This is a genomic window from Chitinophagaceae bacterium (assembly GCA_016710165.1).
In the GTDB taxonomy this organism is placed as follows: Bacteria; Bacteroidota; Bacteroidia; order Chitinophagales; family Chitinophagaceae; genus Ferruginibacter.
On sequence record JADJLJ010000005.1, the window covers coordinates 80,073 to 98,629 of the forward strand.

General features: G+C 46.6%; 18 protein-coding genes and 2 pseudogenes. 16 read left to right on the forward strand and 4 right to left on the reverse strand.

Going from position 1 to position 18,557, the window contains the following annotated elements; all coding sequences use genetic code 11:
- Positions 1-189: 189 nt before the first annotated feature.
- The 3 genes from ric to IPJ02_16390 all read right to left on the reverse strand — a co-directional run bounded on the left by ric (position 190) and on the right by IPJ02_16390 (position 2,849).
- Positions 190-918 carry an iron-sulfur cluster repair di-iron protein gene (gene ric / locus IPJ02_16380; protein MBK7377059.1) on the reverse strand — a complete coding sequence of 243 codons (729 nt, stop codon included), beginning with the start codon at positions 916-918 and terminating at the stop codon, positions 190-192.
- Positions 919-967: 49 nt separating this feature from the next.
- Positions 968-2,194, reverse strand: a complete 1,227-nt coding sequence (locus IPJ02_16385; protein MBK7377060.1) for a hypothetical protein — start codon at positions 2,192-2,194, stop codon at positions 968-970.
- Between the two features lie 61 nt (positions 2,195-2,255).
- Positions 2,256-2,849, reverse strand: a complete 594-nt coding sequence (locus tag IPJ02_16390) for a Crp/Fnr family transcriptional regulator (GenBank protein MBK7377061.1) — start codon at positions 2,847-2,849, stop codon at positions 2,256-2,258.
- A gap of 266 nt (positions 2,850-3,115) precedes the next feature.
- Here IPJ02_16390 and IPJ02_16395 point away from each other — a divergent pair, with 266 nt between their 5' ends.
- The 8 genes and pseudogenes from IPJ02_16395 to IPJ02_16430 all read left to right on the forward strand — a co-directional run bounded on the left by IPJ02_16395 (position 3,116) and on the right by IPJ02_16430 (position 10,250).
- Positions 3,116-3,595, forward strand: coding sequence for a cytochrome c (locus tag IPJ02_16395; protein ID MBK7377062.1), 480 nt, complete (start codon positions 3,116-3,118; stop codon positions 3,593-3,595).
- Positions 3,596-3,624: 29 nt separating this feature from the next.
- On the forward strand, positions 3,625-5,619 hold the full coding sequence (gene nosZ / locus IPJ02_16400) for a Sec-dependent nitrous-oxide reductase (GenBank protein ID MBK7377063.1): 1,995 nt from the start codon (positions 3,625-3,627) through the stop codon (positions 5,617-5,619).
- A 66-nt stretch (positions 5,620-5,685) separates the two neighbouring features.
- Entirely contained in the window at positions 5,686-6,696 is a 1,011-nt protein-coding gene (locus IPJ02_16405) for a nitrous oxide reductase accessory protein NosL (GenBank protein ID MBK7377064.1), read from the forward strand.
- The gene (locus IPJ02_16410; protein ID MBK7377065.1) at positions 6,693-7,928 is read left to right on the forward strand and encodes a nitrous oxide reductase family maturation protein NosD; all 1,236 of its coding nucleotides are present in this window, start codon (positions 6,693-6,695) and stop codon (positions 7,926-7,928) included. The genes IPJ02_16405 and IPJ02_16410 overlap by 4 nt, the downstream gene beginning before the upstream one ends.
- Positions 7,925-8,631: pseudogene (locus IPJ02_16415) on the forward strand (ABC transporter ATP-binding protein). The gene IPJ02_16410 and the pseudogene IPJ02_16415 overlap by 4 nt, the downstream one beginning before the upstream one ends.
- Positions 8,632-8,639: 8 nt before the next feature.
- Positions 8,640-9,407: an ABC transporter permease subunit gene (locus IPJ02_16420; GenBank protein ID MBK7377066.1), complete on the forward strand. Its 768-nt coding sequence runs from the start codon at positions 8,640-8,642 to the stop codon at positions 9,405-9,407.
- A 1-nt stretch (position 9,408) separates the two neighbouring features.
- Complete coding sequence (locus IPJ02_16425) at positions 9,409-9,843, forward strand: hemerythrin domain-containing protein (GenBank protein ID MBK7377067.1); 435 nt, start codon at positions 9,409-9,411, stop codon at positions 9,841-9,843.
- Between the two features lie 11 nt (positions 9,844-9,854).
- Positions 9,855-10,250 carry a group III truncated hemoglobin gene (locus tag IPJ02_16430; protein ID MBK7377068.1) on the forward strand — a complete coding sequence of 132 codons (396 nt, stop codon included), beginning with the start codon at positions 9,855-9,857 and terminating at the stop codon, positions 10,248-10,250.
- Positions 10,251-10,318: 68 nt separating this feature from the next.
- Here IPJ02_16430 and IPJ02_16435 read toward each other — a convergent pair whose 3' ends face one another.
- The gene (locus IPJ02_16435) at positions 10,319-10,891 is read right to left on the reverse strand and encodes a fasciclin domain-containing protein (GenBank protein ID MBK7377069.1); all 573 of its coding nucleotides are present in this window, start codon (positions 10,889-10,891) and stop codon (positions 10,319-10,321) included.
- Between the two features lie 235 nt (positions 10,892-11,126).
- Here IPJ02_16435 and IPJ02_16440 point away from each other — a divergent pair, with 235 nt between their 5' ends.
- From IPJ02_16440 to IPJ02_16475, 8 genes and pseudogenes are all read left to right on the forward strand, one after another.
- Positions 11,127-11,951 (forward strand): hypothetical protein, encoded by an 825-nt coding sequence (locus tag IPJ02_16440; protein MBK7377070.1) that lies wholly within the window; start codon positions 11,127-11,129, stop codon positions 11,949-11,951.
- Positions 11,952-11,957: 6 nt separating this feature from the next.
- Entirely contained in the window at positions 11,958-12,425 is a 468-nt protein-coding gene (locus IPJ02_16445) for an OsmC family protein (protein ID MBK7377071.1), read from the forward strand.
- 58 nt (positions 12,426-12,483) lie between these two features.
- The gene (locus tag IPJ02_16450) at positions 12,484-13,203 is read left to right on the forward strand and encodes a TIGR00730 family Rossman fold protein (protein MBK7377072.1); all 720 of its coding nucleotides are present in this window, start codon (positions 12,484-12,486) and stop codon (positions 13,201-13,203) included.
- 101 nt (positions 13,204-13,304) lie between these two features.
- Positions 13,305-13,445 (forward strand): hypothetical protein, encoded by a 141-nt coding sequence (locus IPJ02_16455; GenBank protein MBK7377073.1) that lies wholly within the window; start codon positions 13,305-13,307, stop codon positions 13,443-13,445.
- Between the two features lie 56 nt (positions 13,446-13,501).
- Positions 13,502-15,936 (forward strand): annotated as a pseudogene (locus IPJ02_16460) (heavy metal translocating P-type ATPase metal-binding domain-containing protein).
- An 84-nt stretch (positions 15,937-16,020) separates the two neighbouring features.
- Entirely contained in the window at positions 16,021-16,212 is a 192-nt protein-coding gene (gene ccoS, locus IPJ02_16465; protein ID MBK7377074.1) for a cbb3-type cytochrome oxidase assembly protein CcoS, read from the forward strand.
- A gap of 12 nt (positions 16,213-16,224) precedes the next feature.
- Positions 16,225-18,360, forward strand: a complete 2,136-nt coding sequence (gene ccoN, locus IPJ02_16470; protein ID MBK7377075.1) for a cytochrome-c oxidase, cbb3-type subunit I — start codon at positions 16,225-16,227, stop codon at positions 18,358-18,360.
- A 3-nt stretch (positions 18,361-18,363) separates the two neighbouring features.
- The gene (locus tag IPJ02_16475) at positions 18,364-18,555 is read left to right on the forward strand and encodes a CcoQ/FixQ family Cbb3-type cytochrome c oxidase assembly chaperone (GenBank protein ID MBK7377076.1); all 192 of its coding nucleotides are present in this window, start codon (positions 18,364-18,366) and stop codon (positions 18,553-18,555) included.
- Positions 18,556-18,557 lie beyond the last annotated feature (2 nt).

Here is an 18,557-nt window from a genome sequence, read left to right on the forward strand (position 1 = left end):
TCAAGACGGGCGGCTGATTATATTTTTCCAGATCTGCATGGGGCAAAGTTATATGCCGGGTCAACCCGGGGAAATGACTTTCGTCATGCAGCAGAAAAATAAAGATCAGTGATCTGTTAAAAAGATAACCAGTACCACCCGGGGGATATTCATAGAAAGATAATAAAGCGGGAATCTTTTATATTCACATCAGTTCAGCATGGTTTGCTGCGACAGCATTTTTTCTGCCAGGGGAAACAACAGGTTGTTTTCCAGGTGCACGTGCCGGTGCAGGTCTTCTTCAAACTCTTTTAATTCAGCAAGGCTTACTTTAAAGGTTGTACAGGCATCAGCGGGTGCCGTGTATCCATTGGTCAGCTCACGGATGCGGTACAGTAATTCCCCTGCATGATCATGCTCTGTTTCCATCACCTGGATAGGCCCGGCAATATAGCCTTCGGTAAAGTTCCGTTTCTGCTTTATGGAAGACACTGCTTCGATCTCTTTGATGCGGGGGAAAAGAATGACCTCCTCTTTGTGCAGGTGCATGGTCATTTCCTCCTGTATGCTCCGGAACAGGTAAAGCACTTCTGTCATATACGGAAAACGCTCACCGTGCTTCATGGCCACTTTCTCCAGGTGCGAAAGTATGGTTGGCATGGACTGTTTTACATAAAAATGGTGATGGATGAGTATATAACTGATCAGTTGTTCAGCGGTCATGGAACCAAAAGGCAGGATCTTTCCCTGTTCAGCCTTCATCCTGTTCTCCAGTTCTTCCGCGATGGCCTCCACCGGCAGGCCCTTTTCTGTACAGGCCTCTGCCAGTGTCCTTTTTCCTTTACAGCAAAAATCAAGATGGTATTTCTCCAATACGGGTACGGACTGGTGGTTGCTGCTTAGAATGGATGCTAATGTTTGTTCTGCGATTGTTGACATAAGATGATTTTTGCCAAAGTTGCAGCGGTTAAAAAGAGCAAACTGTGATTCAAATCACTTTCCTGAAAATTTTTGATGAGGTAACGAATAATAAGAACGCCCCGGAAAATAAAACAGCAGCGGTAGCCAGTAACAATTCATTAATGAAGGGGACCCCTGTATAGCTCATGGCCGAAACGCCCTGTACCATGAGCAGTATCTCGTTCAGGATGACCCCGGAGGCAAACAGGAAAACGGAGAAAGATGTTTTTTTGTTTGCGTGTATATACTCCCCGGCAAAGAAATAGCCCAGCAGGAATAAAGAAATAACGCCCAGCAATACCAGGTGAAGGTAGCCGATTACAATAGGCCGGAAGCCAAAAGCGAGGTCACTCAGTGAGGGAACCGTTGAGCCGAGTTGCAGTAATAATTTTGCTGTTAAAGCAACCGCGGAGAACCCCATGATCCATTTTGCCGTTAAGGGCAGGGTATTTTTCAGCACCACCCATTTCTTTTTCAGCTGGATCAATACCATGCCCCAGCCGGCTACCTGTGCAACGGCGGCGATCACTACCAGGATATAAACCCATACCGGGAGGTCCATCCACAGGGCAGATAAGAAATAAGCCGGTACAGCAGCAAAGAAAAAGATCCAGAATATGCGGGTAAGTATTTTCGGGTCCACTTCCACTTTGCGGAGTACTTCACTCAATAAGCCCATGCAGCCAAAAAAGAACCAGCCGTTATACTGGAAATGCAGGTAGAAATATTCAGACGCCAGGTAGGCATTCTGAAAAACGACCCGTTGCACCATCATAATGGTAAGTGCAAATGCACCCAGCGATGAAAAGGCATTGAAGAATACAGCGGCCTTGAGCCATAAATGAGTTGGACTCTTTTGCGGGAGCCGGTTCAGGTCACGCCATATTAAAACGGCAAATACATAGGAAACAACAATGGAAGCCGTGGAAAAAATTATGGAATACAATCCATATCCTTCTATCGGGAATGCCACCAGCATTCCATAGGCAGTAAAAAGATTGGCGTATAGCAGCCACTGGTATCTTTTGTAAACAACTTCACCACCCTGCCTGGAAAGGTACGTAACCAGCAATGTCATGATGGCTTGCGATATCCATCCGGCAAAAGCAAAGTGGGAGTGGCCATGCAGCAGGTGTTTCTGGTCAACAAAGGGAAGCGGGTAAAGGATCTTATAACGGAGAATCACGCCGAGGCTGGCTACTATCAGTAAATTGAACAGGGCGATCCTGACCCAGCGCTGAACCGGTAATACCATAATTTCTATTTCAGGCAAATTAACGACCGTGTAATTTAAAACCGTATGATTTCAATCACATTCAGCAATACACTTTGCCTTTATCAATACGAAGGAGGCCATGCGAATGCATATTCCGCATGGTCCGGATAACGGTTTCCACCCGCAGGCCGGTCATGTCGGCGATCTGCTGGCGGGTTAATTTCAACCGGTTGCACTTGGTGCAGATATTTTTCCGGTGCTGTTTAAAATAACTGAGTAAAGTAGAGATGCTGTTCTCGGGATTATGGGTTGCCAGTTCTTTGAGGATAAGGAATTTGAAACGCAGCCGCTGGGTAAGCAGCCTGCTGAATGCAAAATGTATTTCGGGGTTTTCTTTAATGAGCTGGTGAAAAGAAGAACAATGAAGCCGTATGATGACGGAGTCTTCGTCTGCAATGGCTGAAGCTGCGAATGGTTCGTCATCAAACAACGGGAATTCGCCAAAACATTCACCCGGTTCAATGATGGTCTGGATGAATTCCCTTCCTTCCTCATCAATATTGACCCACCTTACCGTACCGCTTACCAGTTGATAATAGAATGAAGATTGGGTGCCTTCCCGGAAGATCATTTCCCCGGCACTTACCTTTTTGTAGGCTGCCCCCCATGCAAGCAGCATGTCAATATCAATCATCATGGTAAAGTAGTTTAGTTAATGTGAGCAAATATATACGGGCCCCGGGATGGGCTGAATGACCGGGGGCAGTTTGGGCTATGATTAAAGTCATATTAGTACATTTTAATGGAAGGGTTTGACCAAATCCTTTGCTGCAAAGGGATTCCGGGCTCCGGAAGGTTCATCCTGCTAACTATTTGTAAAGGATATGACCTTACGCATAAAAATTTAATGTATATGCCAGTAATCTTGTGTCATAAATTTAACAAAAAACATTCCTTTTTATGAAAAAAATTGCAGTCATTCTTTTTCTGGGCCTTTTTGCAGCTGCCTGTGGCGGCGGTTCAGATACCAATACGGCAAGTACAGAAACTCCTGCGCCGGAAGCAAAAAAAACAGCAAATGGTAATCCTTCATACGACCCGGAAAGGGGCGAAGGAAAATTTACTTCAGTTGAAGTTGGTGCAACACTTGATGCAGCCATGGCTCTAAACGGGGAGAAAGTATATGGTGTAAAATGCGGCAGTTGTCATAAGCTCACCAGCGAAAAACTCGTTGGCCCGGGATGGCTGGGAGTGACCGAGAGGCATACCGCTCCCTGGATCATGAATTTTACCACCAATACCGATGCCATGCTGGATAAGGACCCCAAAGCCCAGGCCCAGCTGGAGATATGCCTGGTTCGCATGCCGAACCAGAATTTGTCAGATGAAGACGCACGTGCCCTGTATGAGTTCATGCGTAAAAATGACGGCGTTAAATAATTAACACTACAACACAAAACAATCTCAATATGAAAAAGTATAAAGTAATAACGCTTGCTGTTTTCGCATTCAGCCTGCTGTTGGGCTTTACAGCCTGTAAACCAAAAAATGCCGGTTCAGCAGTAAGTTCAGATGCGGCGGCCAAAGTCTATGTGGCTCCGGGTAAGTACGATGAGTTTTACAATTTTGTATCGGGTGGTTTCAGCGGACAAATGAGTGCGTATGGTTTACCATCGGGCCGTTTGCTTCGTGTTATCCCGGTATTCTCTGTTGACCCGGAAAAAGGTTATGGTTACAGTGAAGAGACCAAGCCCATGCTCAATACGTCGCATGGTTTTGTACCCTGGGATGACCTGCATCACGTTCAGATGTCAAAAACAAATGGCGATTATGACGGTAAATGGGCCTTTGGCAATGCCAATAATACACCCCGGGTAGCACGGATCGACCTCAAAACATTCCGTACTGCCGAGATCATTGAATTACCAAACAGCGGTGGAAACCATTCCTCTCCGTTCATCACCGAAAATACCGAGTATGTGGTGGCAGGCACCCGTTTCAGTGTGCCGCCGGATGATAAGAACGGGGACATTCCGATCAATACCTACAAACAGAATTTTAAAGGAACCATCAGTTTTATAAGCGTGGCAAAGGAAGATGGCAAGATGGAGATCGCATTCCAGATCCAGTGCCCCGGTGTTAACTTCGACCTGAGCCGTGCCGGCAAAGGCGTGTCTCATGGATGGTTCTTCTTCTCCTGCTATAATACCGAACAGGCAAATACCTTACTGGAAGTGAATGCTTCACAGAAGGACAAGGATTTTATAATGGCCGTGAACTGGAAGAAGGCGGAAGAATACCTGAAAGCAGGCAAAGGCAGGAAACAATCCGTACGGTATGCACACAATACCTACAGCGATATCACCCACTCTGCCACTTCAGAAATAAAAACAGAGGTCACCGTGCTGGATGCAAAGGACCTGAAAGACATTTGCTATTTTTTCCCATGTCCTAAATCACCACATGGCTGTGACGTAAGCCCCACAGGCGAATACATCGTAGGCAGCGGTAAACTGGCTGCATTGATCCCTGTTTTCAGTTTTGATAAAATGCTGAAGGCCATTGCTGCAAAAGATTTTATCGGGGACTATGACGGTATCCCTGTTCTGAAATATGAATCCGTTTTATATGGGGAAGTTAAGAAACCGGGTCTGGGCCCTTTACATACCGAATTTGATAACAAAGGCAATGCCTATACGTCCATGTTTGTTTCTTCTGAAGTGGTGAAATGGAATATTAAAGATCTGAAAGTGGTAGACAGGGCGCCAACCTATTATTCCGTTGGTCACCTGACCGTAGCGGGCGGCGATACCAAAACACCGAATGGTAAATACCTGGTTGCTTATAATAAGATCACCAAAGACAGGTTCCTGCCAACCGGTCCTGAATTATCACAAAGCGCACAGCTATATGACATCAGCGGGGATAAGATGCAGTTGATCCTGGATTTCCCAACCATTGGCGAACCACACTATGCCCAGATCATACCAGCCGACCTGGTAAAAGGTAATTCGCAGAAGTTCTTTAAGATGGAAGAGAATAAAAATCCCTATTTCGCCAACGGTGAAGCGGCCACCAAAGTGGTACGCAACGGGAGCAGGGTAGATGTTTACATGACCGCTATCCGCTCTCACCTTACACCCGATAATATAGAAGGCATACGAATGGGGGACGAAGTTTATTTCCACGTTACCAACCTTGAGCAGGACTGGGATGTACCGCATGGCTTTGCGATCAAAGGCGCCGCCAATGCAGAGTTGCTGATCATGCCCGGTGAAACACAAACATTGAAATGGAATCCAAATAAAGTCGGCATATTCCCGATGTATTGTACCGATTTCTGCAGTGCATTGCACCAGGAGATGACCGGTTACATCCGGGTATCGCCTGCCGGAAGCACGGTACCATTATTATTCAGTACCGGTAAAAATCTGCCTGCGTCTGATTCTGCGGTCAAGAAATAAGAAATGATAAAGGAACAGACTGCAAAGCAGTCTGTTCTTCTTTATGACGCCTGAAAACCTGATACGATGAAAAATGACAGAATGAAAACCTGGGTAAGATTACTCCTGGTTCTTTGCGGGCTTGCACTGGTACCCGTTATATTTGTACCCCTGTGGCGTATTGACCTGCAGGCACCACAATATCCTGAGGGGCTGATGCTTCTCATTTACCCTTCCAAACTGGGCGGCAATGTTGATATCATCAACGGGCTTAACCATTATATTGGAATGAAGACACTGCATACAGAAGACTTCATTGAGTTTACCTTACTTCCTTATATTATTGGCTTCTTCTCCTTGCTCTTTTTGGCAACTGCCATTGCAGGGAAACGGAAGTTACTTTATATACTCTTTATACTTTTTGTTTCTTTCGGCATACTTGCCATGTATGATTTCTGGCGCTGGGAATACAATTACGGACATAACCTGGATCCGGATGCAGCCATCATCGTTCCGGGGATGGCATACCAGCCTCCCCTGATCGGCTTTAAACAACTGCTCAATTTCGGGGCTTACTCCATGCCCGATGTGGGTGGCTGGATATTTGTGGCTGTGGGAGCAGTATTGCTTTTCTGCTTTATCATGGAATGGAGACATTCCATAAAGATCCGGAAAGGGATCGTGATGCTGCTGGTATCCCCGTTATTCCTTTCGGCATGTAATACCGGGCCACAAACCATCAACCCGGGTGTTGATAATTGCTATTTCTGCAAAATGACCATCAGCGATATACGGTTTGCTGCAGAGATCGTGACAAAGAAAGGGAAGGTGTACAAATTTGATGACATGCACTGCCTGCTTACCTTTCTTCGTTCTGATATGATTGGAAAGGAGCAGGTCGGGGATGTTTATGTTACCAGTTACAGCGGCGGTCACCCCCTCATCAATGTAAAGGATGCACTGCTGTTAAAAGCCAATGACCTGCGAAGCCCCATGGGTGGAAATATCGCTGCGTTCGATAACAGGGACAGCATGGCTTTTGTGATGAAAAAGTACCCGGGAAATACCTATACCTGGAATGAACTGAGCAAGCAATGAACCGGGTGATCATTATATCAATGCTGTTGTTTTTTTCGTGCAGCGCATGGAGCAGGACGATACGGGTCGGGAAAGAACAAAACATCCGTACCATCCAGCAGGCGCTGAAACTTGCGGTGGATGGCGATACCGTGCTGGTTGATGCCGGTCATTATCACGAAGGCAACCTGGTGATCCACCGGTCCATTTTCCTTATCGGGATCAATTACCCGGTACTCGATGGCGATCATAAATACGAAGTGATCTCCGTGAAAACGAAAGGAGTGCTGGTTGCAGGTTTTAAGATCGTGCATTCGGGAGTGTCCAGTATTGAAGACATTGCCGGTATCAAGATTTATAACGTCGGCCATGTGACCATCCGGGATAATATCCTGGAAGATACTTTCTTTGGTATTTATATCCAGTATGGAACCAACTGCATCATCCGCGACAACCAATTAACAGCCTATGGTGTAGAAGAACAACAAAGCGGCAACGGCATTCACTGCTGGAAAAGCGACAGCATGCAGGTCATTGCCAATACCATCACGGGGCACCGGGATGGTATTTATTTTGAGTTCGTCACCCATTCGGTCATCTGGCGGAATATTTCTGAGAACAACCTCCGCTACGGGCTGCACTTTATGTTCTCCAACAACGATGCCTATTACAGTAATGTATTTGCCAATAACGGGGCCGGTGTGGCCGTGATGTTTTCGAAGTATGTGACCATGGAGAATAACTATTTTGAGGAGAACTGGGGCGATGGTTCCTATGGGTTGCTGCTCAAGGAGATCAGCAACAGTTCTATTGAGAACAACCGCTTTGTGAAAAATACCACCGGCATCTTTATGGAAGGCGTAAGCAGGGTGCAACTGGAAAGAAATGTTTTTAAAAGCAACGGCTGGGCCATGAAGATTCAGGCCAGTTGCATGGAAGTGAATGTGTTCAGGAACAATTTCCTCTCCAATACATTTGATGTGGGTACCAACGGCAGCCTGGTGCTGAATAAATTCAATAATAATTACTGGGATAAGTACGAGGGATACGACCTGGATAAAGATAAACTCGGGGATGTTCCTTACCGGCCGGTAAGCATGTATGCCATGATCATTGAACAAAACCCGCCGGCCATGATCCTGTTCCGGAGTTTTATGTCTTCGCTGCTGGATAAAACCGAGAAGATAATGCCTTCCTTAACGCCCGAAGACCTGAAAGACGATCACCCGTTCATGAAATCTTTACCATTATGATCATTGCAAGCAACGTATCAAAGCGGTTTGGTAAACTGAAGGCACTCGATGATGTGTCTGTCACCTGCGGCAAAGGGGAATGCATTGCGCTTATCGGGCCAAATGGATGCGGTAAGACAACATTGATCAAATGCATCCTGGGCATGGTGATCCCCAACAGCGGTTTCATCACGTTCAATGGTAAGAATATATCGCACGACTGGCAATACCGTGCAAAGATCGGCTATATGCCGCAGATCGGCAGGTACCCCGAGAACATGACCATTGGCCAGGTGCTGGATATGATGAAAGATATCCGGGGCAGGTCAGCCGGGCAGCCCGATGAAGAACTGGTAAACCTTTTGGACTGAAGGAGATCATGCATAAGCGGATGCGTACCTTATCAGGCGGAACCAGGCAGAAAGTAAGTGCATCACTGGCTTTTTTGTTCGATCCCGATGTGCTGATTCTGGATGAGCCAACGGCAGGGCTTGACCCGGTATCTTCCGAGATCTTAAAAGAAAAGATCATCGCTGAAAAAAGCAAGGGTAAACTGGTGCTCATCACTTCACACATATTAAGTGAACTCGATGACCTCGTGACACAGGTCATCTTCATGCAGGAGGGCAGGTTGTGCTTTCATAAGAACATCGCATCACTCCGGGAAGAGACCGGTGAAGAAAAATTATCAAAAGCCATTGCCCGGGTAATGCTGGGTAAATAAAACAGGCCATGAAAAAAATAATCAAATATGTCATAATAGATATCCTGCGCAACAAGATCATGCTGGGGTATACTTTGTTCCTGTTCCTGATATCATTCAGCATATTCAACCTGGAAGATAATTCTGCCAAGGGTTTGCTGAGCCTGCTGAATATCATCCTGATCATTGTGCCGCTGGTGAGCCTTTTATTCTCTGCCATCTATGTTTACAACAGCGCCGAGTTCCTGGAATTGCTGGTAAGCCAGCCTTTGAAAAGAAGGACCATCTGGCTTAGTCTCTTTGCCGGCCTTTCCGTGAGCATGGCAACGGCATTCTTTGTGGGCGTGGGCATTCCCATCATACTGTTCGAAGCAACAGCTACCGGGTTCATGATGCTTGGTACCGGTTTGTTCCTGTCAATTATTTTTGTCGCGATCGCCATGCTGGCTGCTGTAAAAACGAGGGATAAGGCGAAGGGCATCGGCGTATCTATCTTGCTGTGGCTTTATTTTTCCATCATTTTCGACGGGCTGGTGCTGTTCATCTTATTCCAGTTCGCTGATTACCCGCTTGAAAGACCGATGATCGGCTTAACCGCTTTAAACCCGATTGACCTGGCCAGGATACTGATACTGCTTAAAATGGATGTATCGGTAATGATGGGATATACCGGCGCCATTTTCAAGGATTTTTTCGGAACGCAGGCGGGGCTGATCGCTTCTTTTGTTGTTTTATTGGTTTGGGTGATCATGCCCGCCTGGTTCTCCCTCAGAAAATTCAACCGGAAAGACCTGTAACATGAAAAGAATAGAAGCACTGGCCCCATTGTCGAGAGACCATCACAATTCTCTTATCCTGGCACAACTGTTAAAGAGAGGAGCGCCTGCATATAAAGGTTTGCCGGATACCATGCAAGGGAGGTCGGTATATGCAAGGGAACTGTTTGAAAAAGAGATCAGGGATCATTTTGAGAAAGAAGAGCGGGTGCTGGACAAAGCAAAGGATTGCAGCGAAGTGATCGGGCGCCTTTGCAGCGAAATAAAGGCCGAACACAGAGAACTGGCAGCCTTGTTTCTTTCCCTGGACCCTGCTACCGGCCAGGAAACTAAAATGGATGAACTGGGTACAAAACTGGAAGCACATATCCGGAAGGAGGAACGGGTCCTTTTCCCGCTTTTACAGCAATATTGCTCCCGGGATGTGTTGGAACAGATCCATACTGTTTTACATTAAATCAGCCATGTATGAAAAAAGATATAACCTCTAGAGAAGATATTGAATTGCTGGTGAACAGCTTTTACGATAAAGTAAAGCAGGACGATGTTATTGGCTTTATCTTTACAGACGTAGCCCAGGTGAACTGGGAAAAGCATTTACCGGTGATGTATGATTTCTTTGAGAACATGTTATTCTACACCGGCAGCTATACCGGCAACCCGATGGAACTGCACCGGCACATTAACCGCCTCCTGCCTCTCACCAGGGAACATTTTCAGCAATGGGAGCTGCTCTTTTGCAATACGGTGGATGAATTGTTTGAAGGGGAAACCGCTTCCCTGGTGAAGCAACGGGCATTAAGCATCTCCGCTGTTATGAAGATCAAGATACTGGATACCTCCACGATGGACAGGATATTCTGATTGCACAAAATGAAAAGCGTCCCGGTAATTACCGGGACGCTTTTTCCATATATCACTTCACTACAAAACTATTTTGCCGGCGGGGGTAATAATACCCCATCAATTACATGTACAATGCCATTGGAAGCAGGAACAGATGCAATGATCTTTGCTGTTCCGTTCACATAGATGCCGTCCGCCTTTCGGGTGATGGTTATATTGCCGCCATTTACCTGCCCGATCGATTGGCCATCCTGCAGTATATCTTCTCTTAATACGCCCACGGAAACGTGGTACTGCAGAATATCGGTGAGGCCATCTTTCTTTTCGGGTTTCAACAGGCCATCAACGGTTCCGGCAGGTAATTTATCAAAGGCGGCATTGGTGGGTGCAAAAACAGTGAAAGGCCCTGCATTACTCAAGGCATCCACCAGTTCAGCTGCTTTTACAGCCGTAACAAGCGTTGTATGGTCTTTACTTCCAACAGCCACCTGTACTACGTTTTTTGCAGACAGGTCATCCTTTACACCCGATTGTCCTACCGCAGGAGTATTGTCGGTAGCGGAAGATGCTGCCGCAGCATTGGTTTCATCGCCCGAATTACAGGAAGCGGCAAGAAGCAGGAATGTTATGGAAGCAGTTGCAATTAGTTTACTTTTCATAAATAATGTTTTTTCTTTTAAGAAAGTTTTGTGTAAATCTAACAGATGAAACCACAATCATTTATGACTTTAATCACATTGATAAAAATAGCCCGTAGCAAAAGGGGAAAGCCGGCCATCGTTGGTACGATTTTGGGGCGAGCGTTTATGATGAGGATCATTTTTGCTGCCACCTGTTATCAGTAAATTTGGCGCGGGTTAAGAATAGATTTGTCAGGCAATAAAACCATTCACGATGAAAAAGATAATCATAGCGCTGGATGGAAAACATTTCCCCCAGGGCGCATTTGAATTTGTTAAAAGCATCAATAACCGGAGCAAGGTATTGCTGGCAGGTGTTTTCCTCAGCCCGGTGGATTATTCAAAAGTGCTGGCCTTTACGGGGATGGAAGGAGTGGCCCTGATGCCGGAGTGGCTTATGCGGAATGATGACGATGTGATCGTCAGTAAAAACATCCAGGTCTTTGAAGAAGCCTGTATTGCAGAAGGGATAGAATACAGGGTACACAAGGATACCGATATGATGGCCATTTCTTCGCTGATAGAGGAGACCCGCTTTGCCGACCTGCTGGTGGTGAGCAGCGACCTTTTTTATGAGAATGTGCAGAAGGAACAACCCAACTTTTACCTGGAGGAAGTGCTGAAGAAAGCAGAATGCCCGGTGATGCTGGTGCCCGAGAATTACAAAGAACCGGCGCAGAATTTCCTTACCTATGACGGAAGTGAATCCGCTGTTTTTGCCATCAAGCAGTTTGCGTATATTTTCCCTGAACTTTCTGACAATGAAACAACGCTTTTATCCGCCGTTGGCAAAAAGAATGAGATGCCGAAATACAGCATGATATCTGAACTGGTGGCCAGGCATTACCCCAACCTCAGGATCATGTCGCTGCCATTGGTTAACAGAACGGATTTTTCAAGCTGGATAAAAAACCAACAGCCCGGGTATGTTGTATTGGGTGCATTTTCCCGGTCCCTGTTCTCCCAGTTGTTCAAAAAGAGTTTTGCGAACCGGGTGATCCATGATATCAGGATGCCCATTTTTATATCACATAAATAAACAGTCATGATTTCCAAAACAGAACAGCACCAGTATTATTTTGAAGTGCAGTTGAACCGGAAGGAAGGAAGGATCGGCACGCTGTCGGCTAAAGATGTGAAGGGAACCATTGAAGTGGCCACACCACCCGAATTTGCGGGTGGGGTTCCGGATAAATGGAGTCCCGAGCACCTGTTCCTGAGTTCCCTGTGCGGATGCCTGATGACCACGTTTCTTGCCATAGCAGAAAAAAAGCATCTGCAGGTCAGTGATTTTGAGTGCAGCAGTATTGGCCAGGTACGGTTGTATGAAGGCCACCTGGAATTCACCATCATCGACCTGTTCCCGAAAATATACGTGGAAACAGAAGCAGATATCCCCGTTGCCAATGAAACGTTGTTAAAGACCTACAAGCATTGCATCATTGCCAATTCGGTAAAGCCATTACTGGTCCATCACGGGGAGGTATTGCTGAGCAAGCAGCAGGTTGCCTGAATTTTAACCGTTTATTTCTTTTTAAATTACCTAAGTTTGAAAGGAATAAAGAGTACGTATGTCGAAAACTGAGATCCGTTTTTTAGAAGGCCCCCAGAGCCGCTGGAAAGAACTGAAGTTTACCATAACTGTATTGTACGAATTCATCAAGGGCCTCCGTGCCCTTCATTTTGTAGGGCCCTGTGTAACGATCTTCGGGTCCGCACGTTTTGGAGAAGGGCATCCTGATTATGAAATGGCCCGGGAACTTTCGGGTAAGATCGCCAAGCTCGGATTTACCATCATGACCGGTGGCGGGCCCGGCATCATGGAAGCAGCCAACCGGGGCGCCCGGGAAGCAGGCGGCAGGAGCGTGGGCTGTAATATTGAACTGCCGCATGAACAGAAACCCAATCCGTACATGGATAAATGGGTCTCCATCCGTTATTTTTTTATCCGCAAGACCCTGTTATCAAAATATTCCTACGCCTTCGTGGTATTCCCCGGTGGTTTTGGCACCCTTGATGAATACTTTGAAGCCGTAACGTTGATCCAGACAAAAAAGATCAGCGAATTCCCGGTTGTTATCATGGACAAGGAATTTTACAAACACATCATTGCCCACATCTATTTAATGAAACAGGAGGGCACCATCTCCCCCGATGACATGAACCTTTTTTTCTTTACCGATAATGTTGACGAGGCCGTACATTACATTCAGCATAATGCGATCAAAAAATTCAACCTCCGCCCTGAAAAACCGTTCAAGCCCTTCCGGTGGTTGTTTGAAAGAGGCTGAACCTGTTCTTCTCCTTACATGACCAAAGTCATGGTTTATTTTGATACCCGTCATTTTATTGCTTTCAGAGTTTCCCCACTTTTGTTCTGTAATCGTTGGCTATGCAAAATATTTATGGAACCGCCAGCAGGACAAGGGGGTATTTCATAGGGATGGCGCCGCCGGTTACCGGTGCTGTTTCAAATGGTCCTGCTTTTAAATTTTCGGGGCTGGACATCAGTTCAACCAAAAGTGTACAGTAGTTTCTGTTTATTTTACCCGCTGCATATTCTTGTGCGGCGGCTTTTTTTATCTTAAAATTAAAAAGATCAGCAGGTCATCACACATACCGGTTAATTGTTATCACTGCGGAGACGTATGCGACAGCACACCCATCCGGGTGGAAAACAAAGATTTCTGTTGCCAGGGTTGCAAACAGGTTTACCTGCTGCTGAATGAAAATAATCTCTGCGGTTATTACGACCTGGATAAAACCCCGGGCCTGAAAGCAAAGGGAAAATTTGTTTCGGCCCGCTTCGCCTACCGGATGACGGATCCGTTGTACAGAAACTGGCACAATTCAAAAGCGACCGGCAGGTCAATATCAGTTTTTCCATACCGCAGATGCACTGTTCATCCTGCATTTACCTGCTGGAGAACCTGCATCGCATTGAACCCGGCATCAAGCAGTCGCAAACGAATTTTCAGCAGAAGGAGGTCTTCGTGGTGTATGATCCGCAGCAGGTATCGCTGCGTACCGTGGTGGAACTGCTGGCCTTCATCGGGTATGAACCTTATATAAGCCTGAACGATACGGTGGCGAAGAAGAAAAACAACTTCAGTAAAAACCAGCTATACAGGATCGGGGTGGCAGGATTTTGTTTTGCCAACATCATGATGTTAAGTTTTCCCGAATATTTTTCTTCGGGAAATATTGAAGAAGCGGGGTTGAAGGAAACGTTTACCTGGATCAACCTGCTCCTCTCACTCCCGGTCCTGTTTTTCAGCTCTTCATCCATTTTTATTTCCGCCTGGAAGGGGCTGCGGCAGAAATTCCTGAACATTGACGCCCCCATTGCGCTGGCCATCATCGTTACCTTTGCAAGAAGTTATTACGAGATCATCAGCGGCACCGGTGCCGGTTACCTTGATTCCGGGACCGGCATTGTATTCTTCATGCTGGTAGGCCGTTGGTTCCAGAACAAGACCTACGACTCATTTTCATTTGACAGGGATTACCGGTCCTATTTCCCGTTGGGTGTTACTGTTATTGAAAAGGGGATCGAGCGGAATATACCGGTCACCCAGCTGAAAGTATCCGACCGCATCATCATCCGCAATGAAGAAATGATACCGGCAGATGCCGTGCTTATGAAAGGTACTGCCCGCATTGATTACAGTTTTGTAAGCGGCGAGAATACGCCGGTGGAGAAACAAAAGGGCGAACTGATCTATGCCGGCGGTAAACAAACGGGCAGCGCCATTGAACTGGAGATCATTAAAGAAGCATCGCAGAGTTATATCACCCGTTTGTGGAATAATGAGGTATTCAACAGCAGGAAGAACGAAGAAAGATCATTCATTCATCCCTGGAGCCGGTATTTCACCCTGGTATTATTATCCGTTGCGGCCGGCGCAATGATCTATTGGTGGATATCCGATCCCTCAAAGATATTGCCTGCGGTGACCGCGGTACTGATCGTTGCCTGTCCCTGTTCCTTACTGCTTTCCGCCACATTCACGTACGGCAACATGCTCCGCATTTTTGGCCGCAACAAGTTGTACATGAAGAATGCCGGCGTGATCGAGGCCCTGGCAAATGTGAACAGCATTGTTTTTGACAAGACCGGCACCATTACCCAGAGCCAATCTTCGGTGGTAAGCTATGAAGGCACCCCGCTTACCGAGATGGAACTGGTTGCAGTAAGGAATATAGCCCGCCAGTCATCACACCCGCTCAGCAAGATCATCGCATCGGAATTAAAGCCGGCAGGGCTGAAAGAAATGACCATTGATCATTTCAGGGAATATACCGGCAAGGGCCTGGAAGCAACGGTGAACGATATCGATGTAAAGATCGGTTCTGCAGGATTCATCAATCAGTTCAGCCAGGGTTTTGCGTCCTATGATACGGGCTCCCATGTTCACCTGATGCTGAATAATGTGCATATGGGGCGGTTCACGGTGAGTACCCGGTACCGGAACGGGATCAGTGAGATGATCGGCCAGCTGCGCAGTGAGCATTTCGACTTGTTCGTATTGTCGGGCGATAACAACGCTGAGAAACCAAACCTGGAGAAGATATTCGGGCAATCGACCCCGCTTTATTTCAATCAATCCCCGCAACAAAAACTTGATTTTGTAAAAAGCCTTCAGCAGGAAGGAAGAAATGTGCTGATGCTTGGCGACGGCCTGAATGATGCCGGTGCGTTGATGCAGAGCAATGTGGGCATTGCCGTGAGTGAAAACTCGTCCCGGTTCTCCCCGGCAAGCGATGCCATACTGGACAGCAGCAAAGCAGGATCGGTGGATAAATTCATTGCGTATGCCCGGGCGGGTAAACGGATCGTACTTGCCAGTTTCATACTTTCCATCCTGTACAATATTGTTGGGTTGTCCTTTGCCGTACAGGGAACGCTTTCTCCCATTGTTGCCGCAATACTGATGCCGGCAAGCAGCATCAGTATTGTGCTGTTTGTGACCCTGCTCTCCTCCTTTGTTGCCCGGCAAAAAGGCCTCGGAATTTCAACATGACCAAAATCATATTTCACTTTGATAGTCATCATCCCGGAAGGGTACAGCGAATTTTATTTTTGAAATCTATAAAAACTTCCTCATTTGAGTGCACTATTCATTTTGATCGGGATAAGTATCCTGGTAGCGGCAGGTTTTTTAACTGCTTTTTTATGGAGCGTTAAAAACGGCCAGTACGATGATGATTATACCCCTTCTGTAAGGATATTGTTTGACGATATGAAAAAACCAAAATCCTCCTCATCCACTGATACAACTTTAACTCAAACCAAATAACCAAATAACAACATGCAGGTAGAAAAATTTTATTATGACAACCGTATTGTAAAGAATTTTACATACGCTACCATCCTGTGGGGCGCTGTTGGAATGCTTGTCGGCCTCTGGGTTGCGCTGCAGCTGGTATTTCCGCAGCTTAACATAACCCAGTATGGTTCTTTCGGCAAACTTCGTCCGCTGCACACCAATGCAGTGATATTCGCCTTTGTCGGAAACGGCATTTTCATGGGTGTGTATTATTCGCTGCAACGCCTGTGCAAGGCAAGGATGTTCAGCGATAAACTGAGTAATATCCATTTCTGGGGATGGCAGCTCATCATTGTTGCTGCCGCCATTACACTCCCGGTTGGATTGACCCAGGGCGCCGAGTATGCAGAACTCATCTGGCCAATTGACCTGGCCATCACCATCATCTGGGTGGTATTTGGCTGGAATATGTTTGGTACCATCATCAAAAGAAGGGAAAAACACCTGTATGTGGCCATCTGGTTTTACATTGCCACATTTGTAACGGTTGCTGTACTGCACATCATCCGTTCCGGGCAATTGCCTTATTCCTGGCTGCACAGTTACAGCTGGTATTCCGGCGTACAGGATGCATTGGTACAGTGGTGGTATGGCCACAATGCGGTGGCATTCTTTTTAACAACGCCTTACCTGGGACTGATGTACTACTTCATGCCCAAGGCTGCCAACCGTCCTGTTTATTCCTATAAGCTTTCCATCATCCACTTCTGGGCGCTGATATTCTTATATATCTGGGCCGGTCCGCACCACCTGTTATATACCGCTTTGCCAAACTGGGCACAATCACTGGGTGTTGTATTTTCGGTGATGCTTATTTTTCCAAGCTGGGGCGGTATGATCAATGGGTTGCTCACTTTACGTGGCGCCTGGGACAGGGTACGGGATGATGTGATCCTGAAATTCTTTGTGGTGGCGGTTACCGCTTATGGTATGGCAACTTTTGAAGGCCCGATGCTTTCCCTAAAAAATGTAAATGCCGTGGCACACTTTACCGACTGGATCATTGCCCACGTACATGTGGGTGCACTGGGCTGGAACGGTATGCTGACCTTTGGGGTGATCTACTGGCTGATACCCCGCATATTCAAAACCGAACTGTATTCAAAGAAACTGGCCAACAACCATTTCTGGCTGGGCACACTGGGTATTCTGTTCTACGCCATTCCGTTGTACTGGGCTGGTTTCACCCAAAGCTCCATGTGGAAGCAGTTTACCGAAGCCGGCCAGTTGAAATATACTTTCCTGGAAACAGTTACGTACCTGAAACCCTTCTACGCGATGCGTTCTGTAGGCGGTACCTTATTCCTGATCGGGGTGTTCATCATGTTCTATAATATCTACAAGACCGTTAAAAAGGGAAGCCTGGTAGCCAATGAAGAAGCAGAAGCCGCCCCGCTGGCCAAGGAATATGTAAAACACAGCGGCGAACACTGGCACCGTGCCATTGAAAGAAAACCCGTTCAGTTCATGATACTGAGTTTAGTGGTGATACTGATCGGGGGTATCATTGAAATTGTTCCGACCTTCTTAATAAAATCAAACGTGCCAACCATCACTGCGGTAAAACCCTATACAGCTCTTGAACTGCAGGGCCGGGATATTTATGTGCGGGAAGGTTGTTATGTATGCCACTCTCAGATGATACGGCCCTTCCGGAGTGAGACCGTACGTTATGGCGAATATTCAAAAGCAGGCGAGTTTGTGTACGACCGGCCATTCGTTTGGGGCAGTAAGCGTACCGGCCCTGACCTGGCAAGAGAAGGCACGGGCGACCTGAAAAAATCCGATGGATGGCACTTCCGCCACTTCCGGGAACCCTCTTCCATGAGCGAGGGTTCCATCATGCCTTCTTATCCCTTCCTGATGGAACAGGTGATTGATACCTCAAGCACAGCGGCAAAGATCAATGCCATGCGCAAGCTGGGAGTGCCTTATGATAAGGGGTATGAAAAATATGCCAACGAAGAACTGATGCAGCAGGCAAATGGTATCCGCATCAACTTAAAAGTGGAAGGCATCCAGATACCTGCCGACCGGGAAGTGATCGCGTTGATCGCCTACATGCAGCGCCTGGGAAAAGACATCAGTAAAAATAAAACCGCCACCGTAAATCAATAAGCCATGTTCAAATTCATAAAACAATATGCCGAAACGATCAACAACGTAGACATCTACCCGATCATCTCCCTGTTCATCTTTTTTACCTTTTTTGTGGTATTGCTGGTGCTGGTTAAACGGATGAAGAAGGAACGGGTGGAAACGCTGGCCAATATTCCTTTTGACAACGAAGAAACAACCAACTCAATCAGTTAAAA

Coding starts and splice junctions, on each gene's coding strand:
- ric (MBK7377059.1), bottom strand. CDS start 918: ATGTCAACAATCGCAGAACAAACATTAGCATCCATTCTAAGCAGCAAC.
- IPJ02_16385 (MBK7377060.1), bottom strand. CDS start 2,194: ATGGTATTACCGGTTCAGCGCTGGGTCAGGATCGCCCTGTTCAATTTA.
- IPJ02_16390 (MBK7377061.1), bottom strand. CDS start 2,849: ATGATTGATATTGACATGCTGCTTGCATGGGGGGCAGCCTACAAAAAG.
- IPJ02_16395 (MBK7377062.1), top strand. CDS start 3,116: ATGAAAAAAATTGCAGTCATTCTTTTTCTGGGCCTTTTTGCAGCTGCC.
- nosZ (MBK7377063.1), top strand. CDS start 3,625: ATGAAAAAGTATAAAGTAATAACGCTTGCTGTTTTCGCATTCAGCCTG.
- IPJ02_16405 (MBK7377064.1), top strand. CDS start 5,686: ATGAAAAATGACAGAATGAAAACCTGGGTAAGATTACTCCTGGTTCTT.
- IPJ02_16410 (MBK7377065.1), top strand. CDS start 6,693: ATGAACCGGGTGATCATTATATCAATGCTGTTGTTTTTTTCGTGCAGC.
- IPJ02_16420 (MBK7377066.1), top strand. CDS start 8,640: ATGAAAAAAATAATCAAATATGTCATAATAGATATCCTGCGCAACAAG.
- IPJ02_16425 (MBK7377067.1), top strand. CDS start 9,409: ATGAAAAGAATAGAAGCACTGGCCCCATTGTCGAGAGACCATCACAAT.
- IPJ02_16430 (MBK7377068.1), top strand. CDS start 9,855: ATGAAAAAAGATATAACCTCTAGAGAAGATATTGAATTGCTGGTGAAC.
- IPJ02_16435 (MBK7377069.1), bottom strand. CDS start 10,891: ATGAAAAGTAAACTAATTGCAACTGCTTCCATAACATTCCTGCTTCTT.
- IPJ02_16440 (MBK7377070.1), top strand. CDS start 11,127: ATGAAAAAGATAATCATAGCGCTGGATGGAAAACATTTCCCCCAGGGC.
- IPJ02_16445 (MBK7377071.1), top strand. CDS start 11,958: ATGATTTCCAAAACAGAACAGCACCAGTATTATTTTGAAGTGCAGTTG.
- IPJ02_16450 (MBK7377072.1), top strand. CDS start 12,484: ATGTCGAAAACTGAGATCCGTTTTTTAGAAGGCCCCCAGAGCCGCTGG.
- IPJ02_16455 (MBK7377073.1), top strand. CDS start 13,305: ATGCAAAATATTTATGGAACCGCCAGCAGGACAAGGGGGTATTTCATA.
- ccoN (MBK7377075.1), top strand. CDS start 16,225: ATGCAGGTAGAAAAATTTTATTATGACAACCGTATTGTAAAGAATTTT.
- IPJ02_16475 (MBK7377076.1), top strand. CDS start 18,364: ATGTTCAAATTCATAAAACAATATGCCGAAACGATCAACAACGTAGAC.